General features: G+C 65.4%; 11 protein-coding genes. 6 read left to right on the forward strand and 5 right to left on the reverse strand.

What is annotated here, in order from left to right; genetic code table 11:
* Position 1: 1 nt before the first annotated feature.
* The 3 genes from cobN (at position 2) to Q7C30_RS20380 (ending at position 5416) form a co-directional block, all read left to right on the forward strand.
* Entirely contained in the window at positions 2-3751 is a 3750-nt protein-coding gene (cobN, locus tag Q7C30_RS20370; protein ID WP_317872548.1) for a cobaltochelatase subunit CobN, read from the forward strand.
* A 1-nt stretch (position 3752) separates the two neighbouring features.
* On the forward strand, positions 3753-4751 hold the full coding sequence (locus Q7C30_RS20375) for an AAA family ATPase (RefSeq protein WP_317872549.1): 999 nt from the start codon (positions 3753-3755) through the stop codon (positions 4749-4751).
* Positions 4752-4852: 101 nt separating this feature from the next.
* On the forward strand, positions 4853-5416 hold the full coding sequence (locus tag Q7C30_RS20380; protein WP_317872550.1) for a VWA domain-containing protein: 564 nt from the start codon (positions 4853-4855) through the stop codon (positions 5414-5416).
* Positions 5417-5524: 108 nt separating this feature from the next.
* On the opposite strand, the gene Q7C30_RS20385 is transcribed toward Q7C30_RS20380, so the two are convergent.
* Positions 5525-5791, reverse strand: a complete 267-nt coding sequence (locus Q7C30_RS20385) for a hypothetical protein (RefSeq protein WP_317872551.1) — start codon at positions 5789-5791, stop codon at positions 5525-5527.
* 334 nt (positions 5792-6125) lie between these two features.
* On the opposite strand from Q7C30_RS20385, the gene Q7C30_RS20390 reads away from it, so the two are divergent.
* The gene (locus tag Q7C30_RS20390; protein WP_029613300.1) at positions 6126-7451 is read left to right on the forward strand and encodes a sigma 54-interacting transcriptional regulator; all 1326 of its coding nucleotides are present in this window, start codon (positions 6126-6128) and stop codon (positions 7449-7451) included.
* Between the two features lie 26 nt (positions 7452-7477).
* On the opposite strand, the gene Q7C30_RS20395 is transcribed toward Q7C30_RS20390, so the two are convergent.
* Positions 7478-9682 carry an LTA synthase family protein gene (locus tag Q7C30_RS20395; RefSeq protein WP_317872552.1) on the reverse strand — a complete coding sequence of 735 codons (2205 nt, stop codon included), beginning with the start codon at positions 9680-9682 and terminating at the stop codon, positions 7478-7480.
* Positions 9683-9758: 76 nt separating this feature from the next.
* Between Q7C30_RS20395 and Q7C30_RS20400 the strand changes: the two genes are divergently transcribed.
* Entirely contained in the window at positions 9759-10091 is a 333-nt protein-coding gene (locus Q7C30_RS20400; RefSeq protein ID WP_317872553.1) for a hypothetical protein, read from the forward strand.
* A gap of 444 nt (positions 10092-10535) precedes the next feature.
* Here Q7C30_RS20400 and Q7C30_RS20405 read toward each other — a convergent pair whose 3' ends face one another.
* Genes Q7C30_RS20405 through Q7C30_RS20415 form a run of 3 tightly spaced genes read right to left on the reverse strand, consistent with a single transcriptional unit; the run spans position 10536 to position 11983 of the window.
* Complete coding sequence (locus Q7C30_RS20405) at positions 10536-10922, reverse strand: cupin domain-containing protein (RefSeq protein ID WP_295481698.1); 387 nt, start codon at positions 10920-10922, stop codon at positions 10536-10538.
* 30 nt (positions 10923-10952) lie between these two features.
* Positions 10953-11819 carry an AraC family transcriptional regulator gene (locus Q7C30_RS20410; protein ID WP_116888451.1) on the reverse strand — a complete coding sequence of 289 codons (867 nt, stop codon included), beginning with the start codon at positions 11817-11819 and terminating at the stop codon, positions 10953-10955.
* On the reverse strand, positions 11816-11983 hold the full coding sequence (locus Q7C30_RS20415) for a nitrilase-related carbon-nitrogen hydrolase (protein ID WP_317872554.1): 168 nt from the start codon (positions 11981-11983) through the stop codon (positions 11816-11818). The genes Q7C30_RS20410 and Q7C30_RS20415 overlap by 4 nt, the downstream gene beginning before the upstream one ends.
* Before the next feature lie 187 nt (positions 11984-12170).
* On the opposite strand from Q7C30_RS20415, the gene Q7C30_RS20420 reads away from it, so the two are divergent.
* Positions 12171-13154 carry a TauD/TfdA family dioxygenase gene (locus Q7C30_RS20420; RefSeq protein ID WP_304482476.1) on the forward strand — a complete coding sequence of 328 codons (984 nt, stop codon included), beginning with the start codon at positions 12171-12173 and terminating at the stop codon, positions 13152-13154.
* Positions 13155-13217: the final 63 nt, after the last annotated feature.

Consider the following 13217-nt stretch of genomic DNA (forward strand, 5'->3'; position numbering starts at 1 on the left):
GATGCACCTGCTGCGGACCCAGCCCGGCGGCTTCGTGCCGGACGACAGCATTGCCGACCTCGGCCAGACCCCCGCCGACCTGGTGATTCTCTGCAGCGGTGATTCGCACCTGGCGCTGCTTGCCGACACCGCCGAGCAGTTGCCGGACGACTTTCCCAGCCTGCGCCTGGCCAATCCCATGCAGGTGCAGAACCATGCCTCGGTGGACCTCTACTTCGATCAGGTGCTGCGCCACGCCAAGGTGATCCTGCTGTCGCTGCACGGCGGCGTCGGCTACTGGCGCTATGGCGTGGAGCAACTGGTCGAACTGGCCGCCAGCGGTAAGCAACTGATTCTCGTGCCAGGCGACGACCGACCCGACCCCGAGCTGACCCGCCTGGGCACGGTGCCCGACGCTCAGGCCGAGCGGCTCTGGCACTTTCTGCGCCAGGGCGGTCGGGCCAATGCCCTGAACCTGTTCAAGTGCCTGGCCAACCAATGGTTGGGCCGCGACTATAGCTGGGACGCGCCGCAGCCGCTGCCGCGGACCAGCGTCTACCACCCCGACAAACCCGCCGCGCAGTTGCAGGACTGGTATGGCCACTGGCAGCCCGAGCAGCCGGTCGCCCCGATCCTGTTCTACCGCTCGCACCTGCAGGCGGCCAATACCGGTTTCATCGACGTGTTCTGCCAGCGCTTGCAAGCCGCCGGGTTGAATCCGTTGCCGATCGCGGTTGCCAGCCTCAAGGAAATGGCGTGCCTGGAGCAGGTCCAAGCCTGGCTCGATGAGGTCGGCGCCGAGGTGGTGATCAACACCACCGGTTTTGCCCTGTCCAGTCCCGAGCGCCCCAATCTGCGGCCGCTGCGCCGCGACGTGCCGGTGTTGCAGGCTATCTGCGCCCAGGACAATCAGCCCGGCTGGGAAGCCAGCGAGCAGGGCTTGGGGGCACGCGACCTGGCGATGCATATCGTGCTGCCGGAGCTCGATGGGCGCATCATCACGCGTCCCGTGAGCTTCAAGGACCTGGCCTGGCGCAGCGAACGCAGCCAGTCCGATGTGGTGTGCTACAAGGCCCACCCCGAGCGCATGGATTTCGTCGCCGAACTGGCGCGGCGCTGGGTCGAGCTGGCGCGCCTGCCCAATGCGCAAAAGCGCGTGGCGCTGGTGCTGGCCAATTACCCCACCCGTGACGGCCGGATCGGCAACGGCGTCGGCCTGGACACGCCGGGCGCGGCCCTGAACATCCTCAAGGCCCTGCAAGCCCAGGGCTACCCGGTGGCCGACCTGCCGTCGAGCGGCACCGCACTGATTCACCGCTTGCTCGGCGGCGTGACCAACGACCTGGACCACCTCGACCAGCGCCCGTGTGCCCAAAGCCTGGCCCTGGACGACTATCTGGCGGCCTTTGCCGACCTGCCCGAAGCCAACCAGCGAGCAGTGCGCGAGCGCTGGGGGGCACCCGAGCAGGACCCCATGTTCCGCAGCGGGCGGATGATGGTGGCAGGACTGCGCCTGGGCCTGACCTTCGTTGGAATCCAGCCGGCGCGCGGCTACCAGGTGGACCCCAGCGCGGTCTACCACGATCCGGACCTGGTGCCCCCGCATGGCTACCTGGCGTTCTATTTCTGGTTGCGCACGGTCTACGCTGCCGATGCGCTGATCCATGTCGGCAAGCATGGCAACCTGGAATGGCTGCCCGGCAAGGGCGTCGGCCTATCCGCCGAGTGCTGGCCGGATGCACTGCTCGGCCCGTTGCCCAACATCTATCCATTCATCGTCAACGACCCAGGCGAGGGCGCCCAGGCCAAGCGCCGGACCCAGGCGGTGATCATCGATCACTTGATGCCACCGTTGACCCGCGCCGAAACCTACGGGCCTTTGCGCCATTTGGAGCAACTGGCCGACGAATACTATGAAGCGCAATTGCTCGACCCACGGCGAGCCCGCGAGCTTCAGCGCGACATCGTCGAGTTGGTGAAGGCCAACCACATTGACCGTGACCTGCAGCTCGAAGGTCAACTGGACGATGCTGCGGTGTGGCTGCCGCGCCTGGACACCTACCTGTGCGACCTCAAGGAATCGCAGATTCGCGACGGCCTGCACGTGTTCGGCCAGTCGCCCCAGGGTCGCCTGCGCAGCGACACGCTGCTGGCGTTGCTGCGGGTCGACCGTGGCGACGGTCGCGACGGCAATGCCAGCCTGTTGCGGGCGTTGGCGCGGGCGCTGCAACTGGACTTCGATCCGTTGGATTGCGACCTGGGTCAGGCCTGGGACGGACCACGTCCGGCGCTGTTGCAGGACGTGGTGACGAGTGCCTGGCGCACCCAGGGCGACACCCGCGAGCGTCTGGAGCTGCTTGCCTTGGCGTTGATCGAAGCGCGCCAGCGCGCGCCCGATACCCCGAGCTGGCAGGGTGTGCAGGCGGTGCTGCATGCGCTGCACGAGCAGGTCGCACCGAGCCTGGATGCCTGTGGCGATGCCGAAATCGACGGCCTGCTGGCGGCCTTGGCCGGGCGCTTCGTGCCTGCCGGGCCGAGTGGTGCGCCAAGTCGCGGGCGTCTGGACGTGCTGCCCACCGGGCGCAACTTCTATACCGTGGATGTGCGTAACCTGCCCACCACCACGGCCTGGAGGCTGGGCTTCGCCTCGGCCAACCTGATTCTGGAGCGTCACCTGCAAGAGCATGGCGATCACCTGCGCCAGTTGGGCTTGTCGGTGTGGGGGACGGCGACCATGCGTACCGGCGGCGACGATATCGCCCAGGCCATGGCCCTGATGGGCGTGCGACCGGTGTGGGCCACGGGCAGCCAGCGGGTCGATGACTTCGAGATCCTGCCGCTGAGTGTGCTCGACCGGCCACGGGTGGATGTGACCTTGCGCGTCTCCGGCTTTTTCCGCGATGCCTTCGGCAATCTCATCCGCCTCTTCGACGCAGCGGTGCAAGCGGTGGCGGCACTGGACGAGCCGGACGACCTCAACCCGCTGGCTGCCCGGGTCCGTGCCGAGCGTGAAACCCTGCTGGCGCAGGGTATGGCCGCCGAACAGGCGCAGCGCCAGGCCGGCTGGCGGGTGTTCGGTGCCAAACCGGGCGCCTATGGTGCTGGGGTACAGAACGCCATAGACGGGCGCTTGTGGCAGGCCCGCGCGGACCTCGCCGAGGTCTACCTCAACCATGGCAGCTATGCCTATGGCGGCGCCGACGAGGGTACTCCGGCACGCGCCCAGTTCGCCCGGCGCCTGGGTCAGGTCCAGGCGGTGTTGCAGAACCAGGACAACCATGAGCATGACCTGCTCGACTCCAACGACTACTACCAGTTCCAGGGCGGCATGCTGGCGGCAGCCGAAACCCTGGCGGGGGAGACCGTGGCCAGTTACCACGGCGATCACAGCCAGGTCGATCGACCGCGCATCCGCACCCTGAAAGAAGAGTTGAACCGGGTGATCCGCGCCCGAGCGCTGAACCCCAAGTGGATCGACGGGGTCAAGCGTCATGGCTACAAGGGCGCCTTCGAGTTGGCCGCGACCGTGGACAACCTGTTCGCCTTCGACGCCACCACGCATCTGATCGACGATCACCATTACCAGGCGCTGGCCGATGCCTATGTGCTCGATCCTGGTACCCGCGATTTCATGCGCCAACACAACCCGCATGCCCTGCATGACCTGACCGAACGCCTGCTCGAAGCCCAGCAGCGCGGTTTGTGGCAGGCGCCGGGCGACTACCGCGAAGCCCTCGAGCAGCACTTGCTCGACGGTGAGGAACACGCCTGAGATGAGCGAACCTATGCAGTTTCCGCTGGCCGCCGTGGTCGGCGCCGACGACCTCAAGTTGGCCCTGTGCCTGACGGCCATCGATCCGAAGATCGGCGGTGTGCTGATCGAAGGCCCCCGTGGCATGGCCAAGAGCACCCTGGCCCGAGGGCTGGCCGACCTGCTGGGTGACGGCCCTTTCGTGACCCTGCCGCTGGGCGCTACCGAGGAGCGCCTGGTCGGCACCCTTGATCTGGACGCCGCGCTGGGCCAGGGCCAGGCGCGCTTCTCGCCGGGGGTGCTGGCCCACGCCGACGGCGGCGTGCTCTATGTGGACGAGGTCAACCTGTTGCCTGACCCGCTGGTGGACCTGTTGCTCGATGTGGCCGCCAGCGGCACCAACCGCATCGAACGCGACGGCATTTCCCACCGCCATGCGGCGCGCTTCGTGTTGATCGGCACCATGAATCCCGAAGAAGGCGAGCTGCGTCCGCAGTTGCTCGACCGTTTCGGCCTGAACATTGCCCTGGAAGGGGTGCCGGCGCCGGCTGAGCGGCAGCAGATCATCCGCCGCCGCCTGGCCTTCGACAGCGACCCGCAGGCGTTCTGTGCGCAGTGGGCCCAGGCTCAGGCGCAGTTGCGCGATCGCTGCCGCGCGGCGCGCGAGCGCCTGTCCGACATTGCCCTGGACGACCAGACGCTGGCCTGGATCACCGAGCGCTGCTTTGCGGCGGGCGTCGATGGACTGCGTGCCGACCTGGTCTGGCTGCGTGCCGCGCGTGCCCATGCCGTCTGGCGCGGCGCCGAGGCCATCGCCGAGGAGGACGTGGAGGCGATGGCCGAATTTGCCCTGCGCCATCGCCGTCGTCAGACCCAGTCGCCAGAGACCGAAACACCGCCTTCGACAGGCAGTTCGGCAGCGCCGGGGCAGGGCGGTCAGGGCGATTGGGGAGCGTTGGCGGCGCAACCGGTGGCGGCCGAGGCGCGGCGTGAGGTGCCGAACTGGGCAAAAAAGCCCTGAGCATCCGCGCCCGCGCCGCTGCGGTCGCGGATGCCAGCCCGCGCAGCGACAAGCGCGTCGGTGCCCACCGTGGGCGCGCCCAGGCGGCTTCGCGCGGCCGTGTGGCGTGGGTGCCGACCTTGCTCAAAGGCAAGCCGCGGCGGCTCGACCAACTGTGTTGGCAGCAGCGCCTTGGGCAGGCGCCGCAGTTGTGGCTGGTGATCGTCGACGCCTCGGCCTCGACGCGCCGTCATCGCGCGTTGGCCCAGGCTAAAGGTTTGCTGGAGAGTTTCTTCGACCAGGCCTACCGCCAGCGTGCGCGTCTGACGCTGCTGACCGCCAGTGGCAACGCGCCGCGCTGGCAACGCCATGGCCTGAAAGCGTCCGCCGCGTTGCAGCCGTGGCTGCGTGAGCTGGGCGCCGGTGGCGGCACGCCGCTGCTGGCGGCGCTGGAGCAGGCACGACAATGGTTGCAGCGCCGCGCCAAAGCCTATCCGCACGAGGTGCAGCGTTGCCTGGTGCTCACCGATGGCCGTCTGCAGCGCTGGCAAGCCCTCGCGCCCTGGCCATGCCCGTGCGAGTTGGTGGATATCGAAATGACGCCGGTGCGTCTGGGTCGCGCACGGCAACTCGCCGCGCAACTAAAAGCGAACTATCAGCATATCGAGCAGTTCAAGCTGTGTTGAACAATTGACCGGCGCGACAATAAACCGCACCGTTTGAAAGTTGCCAGCCAGGCCATTGAAAGTTGCCCGCCTGACACAGGTCGATGTCAGGCGGGCGGGTAACACGGGTTACTTGGGCACCGACCAGGGTTGCAGGTCATAGCCTTTGTGGAACAATTCGGCACGCACTTCCTCGATCAGGTTCACCCATTGCCGGCGGTCGGAATAGATGCGCGAGGACACTTGTTTGCTGCCGATGCGGGTGCTGGTCCGGTCGATCACTGCCAGGCTCAACTCACCAGTACCGTTGGGTGCATCCCAGGCAACGCACTGGAAAGGTTCGAAGGCGTGGTCGGCGATCAGCAGTGCTTCGTTGACACGGAGCGGGGCATTCATGGTTCGGTCTCTCTTTGGTCCCAAACAGCGAAGTGTAAGTCCGCGGTGCGTGAATGTATGAGTGCGTGCAGCGCGGGGTTATGGGTACTGATGCTCCAGGTTGCAGGTGAAGTCACATGACAATGGAAAAATTTTAAACAGCGCCATGTCTGCATCCATGCCGTACGCCGCGTGTGACGACAGTTGTTCAAATAAATTCCCCAGCGCTCTTTTTTGGCGGCCATTGGCAGACCAACGGTAGTGGGCAGCGTCAAGTTCATTGCTACTGTTAATCCGGGCGCCGCAAGTCACTGTTTCTAGTCGGAAAACGGATAATTGGCGCCAAGGATAGGTCATGCCCGAACCCGCCACGCAACGCCGTTTGCTGATCGTCGATCCGTGTGATGAGTGTCATCGCCTGCTTCCTGGCCTCAAGAGCGCCGGTTGGGCGGTGCGCAGTTCTACCCTGGGCGCTGCGCTGGAGCATCCCTGCGACATCGGCCTGTTGCGTCTGCAGGCCTCTCACCTGCGTCACCCCGATGCCGTCAAAGACTTGATCAAGCGCAGCAATACCGAATGGATCGCGGTGCTCAGCGCCGAAGAATTGCGTCTGCAGAATGTCGGCGATTTCGTCTGTGAGTGGTTTTTCGACTTCCACACCTTGCCCTTCGACGTGTCGCGCGTGCAGGTGACCTTGGGGCGCGCGTTCGGGATGGCGCGCCTGCGCGGCAAACAGACACTGCCGCTGGAGCAGCCCGAGCATGAACTGCTGGGCGAGAGCCGTCCGGTGCGCGAACTGCGCAAGCTGCTCGGCAAGCTGGCGCCGACCGAATCACCGGTGCTGATCCGTGGCGAAAGTGGCACCGGCAAGGAACTGGTGGCGCGCACGCTGCACCGTCAGTCGCAGCGACACAACAAACCGTTCATTGCCATCAACTGCGGCGCGATCCCTGAACACCTGATCCAGTCCGAGCTGTTCGGACACGAAAAGGGTGCCTTTACCGGTGCCCATCAGCGCAAGGTCGGGCGGATCGAAGCGGCCAACGGCGGCACCCTGTTTCTCGACGAAATTGGCGACCTGCCTCTGGAGCTGCAAGCCAATCTGCTGCGCTTTCTGCAGGAAAAGCACATCGAACGGGTCGGCGGCAGCCAGCCCATTGCGGTGGATGCGCGGGTGCTGGCAGCCACCCACGTGGACCTGGAGCAGGCGATCGAGCGCGGGCGCTTTCGTGAAGACCTGTACTACCGACTCAACGTCCTCCAAGTGGTGACCGCCCCGCTGCGCGAGCGGCATGGTGACCTGTCGATGCTGGCTCATCATTTCTCGCATTTCTACAGCCTGGAAACCGGACGACGGCCGCGTTCGTTCAGCGACAACGCGCTGGCGGCCATGGGCCGGCATGAGTGGCCGGGTAATGTGCGTGAGCTGGCCAACCGAGTCAGGCGCGGGTTGGTGCTGGCCGAGGGCCGGCAGATCGAAGCCCACGACCTGGGCCTGCAAGACCTCGACGATGCGCAGGCGCCGCTGGGCACGTTGGAGGACTACAAGCACCGGGCCGAGCGCCAGGCGCTGTGCGATGTGCTCAACCGGCACAGCGACAACATGAGCATCGCCGCGAAGGTGTTAGGGGTTTCGCGGCCCACGTTCTATCGGTTGTTGCACAAGCACCAGATCCGTTAGCCGTCAATCGCGCGCCGCTCGGTCGATCAGCTCGACTGGGCGATGTGCCCATCGTCCTGCAGCTCTTCGATCACTTCATCTTCGCCGGGCACGGCGGTGATCACGCTGAAATCGCTGACCTCGACTTCGCCGCCACCATAGCCCAGCAGATGGAAGGAAAACGCCTTGCGCTCGATCGGATTGTCGAAACCGAACTCCAGCTCCATGGGCTGATCGGCAGTCACCAGGATTTCCTCGGGCAGGCCCAGCGGTACGTCCTGTTCCTGCTGTTTGGCCTTGAGCTGGATGTGCGCGCGGTGGGCGGGGTCGAGCGAGCGCACCTTGACCCGCACCCGCGTGTGGGTGCCTTCGGGCATCTCCAGGTATTGCGCGCCGATCAGGTTGTCGGCCCAGTCGTCACGAATGTCCTGATTCAGTGCGATCGCTGCCGGCCCGCCGAACTGATAACGCAGTTTCAGTGGCGTGTGCAGCAGCGATTGATCGAGCACCCCGGCCAGCGCGCCGATCTGTCGGCCCAGCGCGCTTTCGCCACGCCCGAGCGGGCGCGCCTGGTCGGCGATGAAACCGTCGCTGGCGTAGCGTCGGCAGCGTTGCTGGAAATCGCACTCGCTGAAGGTGCCCTGGCCATCGTGGTAGCGCAACAGGCCATTGGTGAAGGAGATCATTTCCCGGCCGCTGTCGTAGTCACGCAGCAGCGAGCGCCCGGCCAGCGCGGCGGGGATGGGCAGGGCGAAGTAATCGAGCAGCGAAGTGGCCAGGTCGACATGACCGTAGGTGCCTTGCTTGAGGCGAGGCAGGGCTTTGTGCTCGGGCGCCAGGGTCAGGTTGAAGCCCCAGGCCGAGGCCAGGCGCACGCCATCGATGCCGTGCGATTCGTCTGAAGTGACGACCACCAGGGTATCTTCGAGCACGCCTTGGCGTTCGAGGTTGTCGAGGAACTGCCCGAGCGCATCGTCCAGATAGGCCACAGCCGCCTGTTTCGGTGTGTCGTAGCGCTCCAGGTAGTCCTGCGGTGCGGAATAGGGCTGATGAGTACCGACCGTCAACAAGGTGAGCATCCAGGGCTGGCGCTGTTTGCGCAGTTCACCGACGTAGCTCAGCGCACCGTCGAAGAAGGCGCGGTCATCCTTGCCCCAAGGGAACTCCAGGTAGTTGGCATTGGTGAACCACTCGACACCGTGCACCGCCTCGAAGCCCACGTGCGGCATGATCCGGTCCTTGGCCATGAAGCGCAGTCCGGCGCCTTGCAGGTAATGAGTGGTGAAGCCGGCCTGGCGCAATTGCGCCGGCAGGCAGGCCTGATTGCGCACGTCTTGAGTAAGCAGTTCGACGCCCTTGGGCGTGCCATTGGCGAGCTTGTCGTAGTCGCCGCAGAGCATGGCGTACAGGCCGCGAATGGTTTGATGGGTGTGCAGGACATAGTCAGGCGTGTTCATCCCGCGTTCGGCCCAGCGGCTGAGATTGGGCATCAGCTCGTCGTCGAAACCGCTGTGCAGGGCCTGCCGATTGGCACGCAGGTAGGCGCCGGGGATACCTTCGAGGGTGATCAGCAACAGATTGCGCGCTCGACCGGGGGCGTCCAGCAGCCTGTGCCCGTTCAGGTCGCTCTGGGTCAGGCCGGCGCTGGGCAGTGGCGTCACGCTGAGGTCGTGGCCCAACCAGCCTTGGGCCTTGAGCTGCAGGTCGGCGCCAGCGGTGCTGAGCAACTGGTGGGAGAGGCTGTATTGACGCCAAGGGTCGGCGTCCGAGGGCAGCAGGTGCTCGCTGCCCCAGTGGGCGGCGAACAGCACCATTGGCGCCACCCAGGCGGCGTGGGGCAGCGCCGGACGGGGCTGGCGTCGCAGCCGCCAGTGCACCAGCAGCCAGCCAAGGATGCCGGCGCCCAAGGTCCAGGGTAGCCAGGGGTGGGCGAGGGCGCCCGAGGTGGAGTTCTCCATGAACTGCGGGTCGAACAGGTAGGTCAGGTCGCCGCTGTCGGGCAGGCGGCCAACGGCGCTGACCAGTTCTGCCGAGGCCACCAGCAATCCAGCCCAGGCCAGCAGCAGCGGCAGCGCCAGCCACCAGGGGCTGCGTTGCAGGAGCAGCAGCAACAGGCTGCCGAGCGCCAGATCGGAAAGGTAGCCCTGCGGGGCGGACCAGCCCAGGCAGGCGCGGATGGCCAGAGGTAGACCCACCACCAGCAATGCCAGGGCGGCAAGGCGTGCGTGGGGGTGGCCGAGAATCTTGTTCACGAAGCGGGGTTCCTTGCCATGAAGACGTCACAAAAATGTGCTGCATCATACCAGCGCGTCGGGCTCGAAGCCGGCAGTGACAAGGATGGTTACCATTGCGCCACAGGCCCACGGTGATCTTGCACAGCACACCGGCTCGGCTTTCAAGGCGCGTTCTGCTATCAATGGCGATCCATCGCTGCCACGGACGACGACCCTGCACATTCGCGCGCTTCTTCCCACCGACCTGCCCGACGCCAGTGCCGTGTGCCTGGCTGCATTCACCCAGGCCGTCGCCCCTTCGCTGTCGGCGCAAGGCGTGGACACCCTCGCCAAACGGGTCACCGAGCAGGCGCTGGCCGAACGCATGCAAGGCGGCAACCTCTGGTCAAGTCGTTGTCGTAGGGCTGGGCTAAATGTGGCTTGCTGAAACGGCTGACGTGAAATGCCGAAGTTGCTTGCCGATTGAGGACGGAGTGGATCGGTAGGGTGCGTGGTGCGATTGCTATCCACCCGCGTATGACGGAGCCTGCATGTCTGACCTTGCTCACCTGATCCTGGCCTTGGCCCTAGGCCTACTGTTGGACAGACTGCTGCGTTCTGGTGCTTTGCGAACCTATTTGGCGGCGGCGCTGATAGGTGTTGGCGGACTGGGAGCTGTTCTTGCAGGCCAGACCCACTGGCTAGGTGTGGACTTAGGCCTGTTATCCGTCATGGCGGTGGGAATAGGGGGCGCACTGATGGCGAGCCGGCGCAGGTTCGCCAAGCAAGGGTGAGTTCACTCTCGCGTGAAGTCGCCTGCGCGCTCGCCCGGCATCGCGATTGGCAACCGTAACGGTGCTACCGCTCACCGCTACAGTTGCGAAACATCCCCTCAGATCCACACGTCATTCAGCGCCGTGCGCTCACCGCCTTCCTGGCCGGTATTCAATACACCCTGCGGCTCGATCATCATCAGCTTGGCCTCGCCTTCGGCTGCCGTTCGGTGCTTCACGCCTTTGGGCACCACATAGAGCTCACCGGCGGCGACGTGCACTGACCGCTCCGGCAGGTCGATGCGCAGGATGCCTTCGAGCACGATGAAGGCTTCGTCGGTTTCGGGGTGCGAATGCCAGATGAATTCGCCTTCGATGCGCACGACCTTGAACTGGTAATCGTTCATCTGCGCCACGACCCTGGGACTCCACTGCTGGTCGATCAGGTCGATTTTCTGCAACAGGTTCACCGGTTGCGTGGCGGATGGATTCTGTGAAGGGGACATGAGCGTTCCTCATTGAATGGAGCGCTCAGCCTAGAGTGGGGAGATCGGTCGTTTCTTGTACGATCCTGCAACGTGGTGGCTCGCATGCAGCCGCTCCAGCCAGCGCATCGGCGGCACCCCATAACACCGGGTGAAATGCCGGGTCATGTGGCTCTGGTCATGGAAGCCGGCGGCCAGGGCGGCATCGACCAAGCTGAACCCATCGAGGATCAGGCGCCGGACGTTGTCCAGTCGGCGCAGGGTGACGAAGCGGTAGGGGCTGGTGCCGTAGAGCGTGCGAAAGTCCCGCGACAGGCTCCAGCGCTCGCGCCCGCTGGCCTGTTCGAGCATGTCCAAGGTGATGCCCTGGTGCAGGTGTTCGAGAATGAACGCCCGGGCGCGCTCGGCCGACACAAAGTCCAGGCGCTTGCGACCGCGCGGTTTGCCGGCCACGGCGCGCATGGCCATGGCCAGGTCGTACAGCGCATCCTGTTCCTCCAGCGCGTCGAGCGGATGGTCCAGTGCCTGCACGAAGGTTTCGCTGGCCCGGTAGAGACGCGGATCCTCCGACAGCCCGGCGCCAATGAAAGGCAACGGCTCGCCACCGAGCACGTTCTGGATCAGCGCCGGATCGATGTAGGCCATGCGATAGCGAAAACCGGCCTCGGTACCGGCCATGCCGTCATGCACCTCGTCCGGGTGCAGCACCAAGGTGTTGCCAGGCAGGCCGTGGCGCAGCGAACCCTTGTAGTGGAAGCTCTGCACACCGGCCAGGGTGCGGCCGATGGAATAGGTGTCGTGGCGGTGCGGGTCGTAGCCATGACTGCCGAACCACGCCTCGATTCGCTCGACGCTGCCGGGTTGAGCCGTGCGAATCACCCAGTCGGCGACGGGAGGCTGGGGGCGCCGATCACTCATGCACGCAATCCCACGATATGCGGGTAGCCGGTCAGTGACAGTTCCGGGAAGAACAGCGCCTGCACCTGCGCGTCGGCCGCCTGGCGGATCGCCGCGACCTGCCGGGTGATGTTGTGATCGATCAGGCCGCAGGCGCAGGCCATTTGTGCGGCAGCGATTTTCATGGTCACGGCTCTGCAACGGAGGGAATGCGCATCTTACACGCTCCCCAGTCAGTCGCCCCAGGACAGCCAAGGCCGGGAGCACGACTAATTTGCTCCGGGTGCGATCCGTCTCCTACAGCAATACCGATCCGCGGGCCCTGGCGACCTGCGCGAACCTGCCATGAAAGTGTGTACAAGGAGGCCCGTCATGGGTGTTGCCGTGGGATTCAACGTGCGTCCGTTGCTGCCGGCGCAGGGGCGTTTGCCGCTGCTGGTCGAAGCGACCGAGGAGGGCGTCGGGCTGCTGGAGGTGTTCGATGAACTCAAGGCGCTGGTGGACGAGCACCTGCTGCGCGATGGCGGCGTGCTGTTCCGCGGTTTCCAGCTCGACGGCGCCGAAGCGTTCCGCCAGTTCGCCGCGCGCTTCGGCCATCCGCTGCTCAACTACGAGTTCGGCTCCACGCCGCGCACCAACGTGACCCAGGGCGTGTACACCTCCACCGAGTACCCGGCGCACCAGAGCATCCCGCTGCACAACGAGCAGGCCTACTCGCGCGACTGGCCGATGAAGATCTGGTTCTACAGCATGATCGCCGCACGCTCCGGCGGCGAAACGCCGATCGCCGACAGCCGTGAAGTCTACCGCCGCGTGCCGGCGCACATTCGCGAGCGCTTCGTCAGCAAGGGGCTGATGTACGTGCGCAACTTCGGCAACGGCCTGGACGTGTCCTGGGAGCAGGTGTTCAACACCGAGGACCAGGACGAGGTCGAGGCCTACTGCCGCGCCCACGGCATCACCTGCGAATGGAAAGACGACGGTGAACTGCGCACCCGCCAGGTGTGCCAGGCGGTGGCGCGCCACCCCACCACCGGCGACATGGTCTGGTTCAACCAGGCGCACCTGTTCCACATCTCCAACTTGCCGCCAGAGGTGCGCGAAAGCCTGCTGGACATCGTCGATGAAGAGGACCTGCCGCGTAACGTCTACTACGGTGACGGCACGCCCATCGAAGACGAGGTGCTCGAGCAGATTCGCGCCGTGCTGGACGACTGCATGATCAGTTTCCCCTGGCAGGAAGGCGACGTGATGATGCTCGACAACATGCTCGCTGCCCACGCTCGTTCGCCGTTCGAAGGCAGCCGCAAAGTGATCGTGGCCATGGCCGAGGGCCATTCGGCCGACCTGGCCTGAAGCCTGCAATGCCCCTTCGCCCGAGCACTGCGTCTCGGGCGAAGTCGTGTCTGCGCCGGTGTC

The organism is Pseudomonas sp. RAC1 (assembly GCF_030658255.1).
Taxonomy (GTDB): Bacteria; Pseudomonadota; Gammaproteobacteria; order Pseudomonadales; family Pseudomonadaceae; genus Aquipseudomonas; species Aquipseudomonas boreofloridensis.

Coding starts and splice junctions, on each gene's coding strand:
- cobN (WP_317872548.1), top strand. CDS start 2: ATGCACCTGCTGCGGACCCAGCCCGGCGGCTTCGTGCCGGACGACAGC.
- Q7C30_RS20375 (WP_317872549.1), top strand. CDS start 3,753: ATGAGCGAACCTATGCAGTTTCCGCTGGCCGCCGTGGTCGGCGCCGAC.
- Q7C30_RS20385 (WP_317872551.1), bottom strand. CDS start 5,791: ATGAATGCCCCGCTCCGTGTCAACGAAGCACTGCTGATCGCCGACCAC.
- Q7C30_RS20390 (WP_029613300.1), top strand. CDS start 6,126: ATGCCCGAACCCGCCACGCAACGCCGTTTGCTGATCGTCGATCCGTGT.
- Q7C30_RS20405 (WP_295481698.1), bottom strand. CDS start 10,922: ATGTCCCCTTCACAGAATCCATCCGCCACGCAACCGGTGAACCTGTTG.
- Q7C30_RS20410 (WP_116888451.1), bottom strand. CDS start 11,819: ATGAGTGATCGGCGCCCCCAGCCTCCCGTCGCCGACTGGGTGATTCGC.
- Q7C30_RS20415 (WP_317872554.1), bottom strand. CDS start 11,983: ATGAAAATCGCTGCCGCACAAATGGCCTGCGCCTGCGGCCTGATCGAT.
- Q7C30_RS20420 (WP_304482476.1), top strand. CDS start 12,171: ATGGGTGTTGCCGTGGGATTCAACGTGCGTCCGTTGCTGCCGGCGCAG.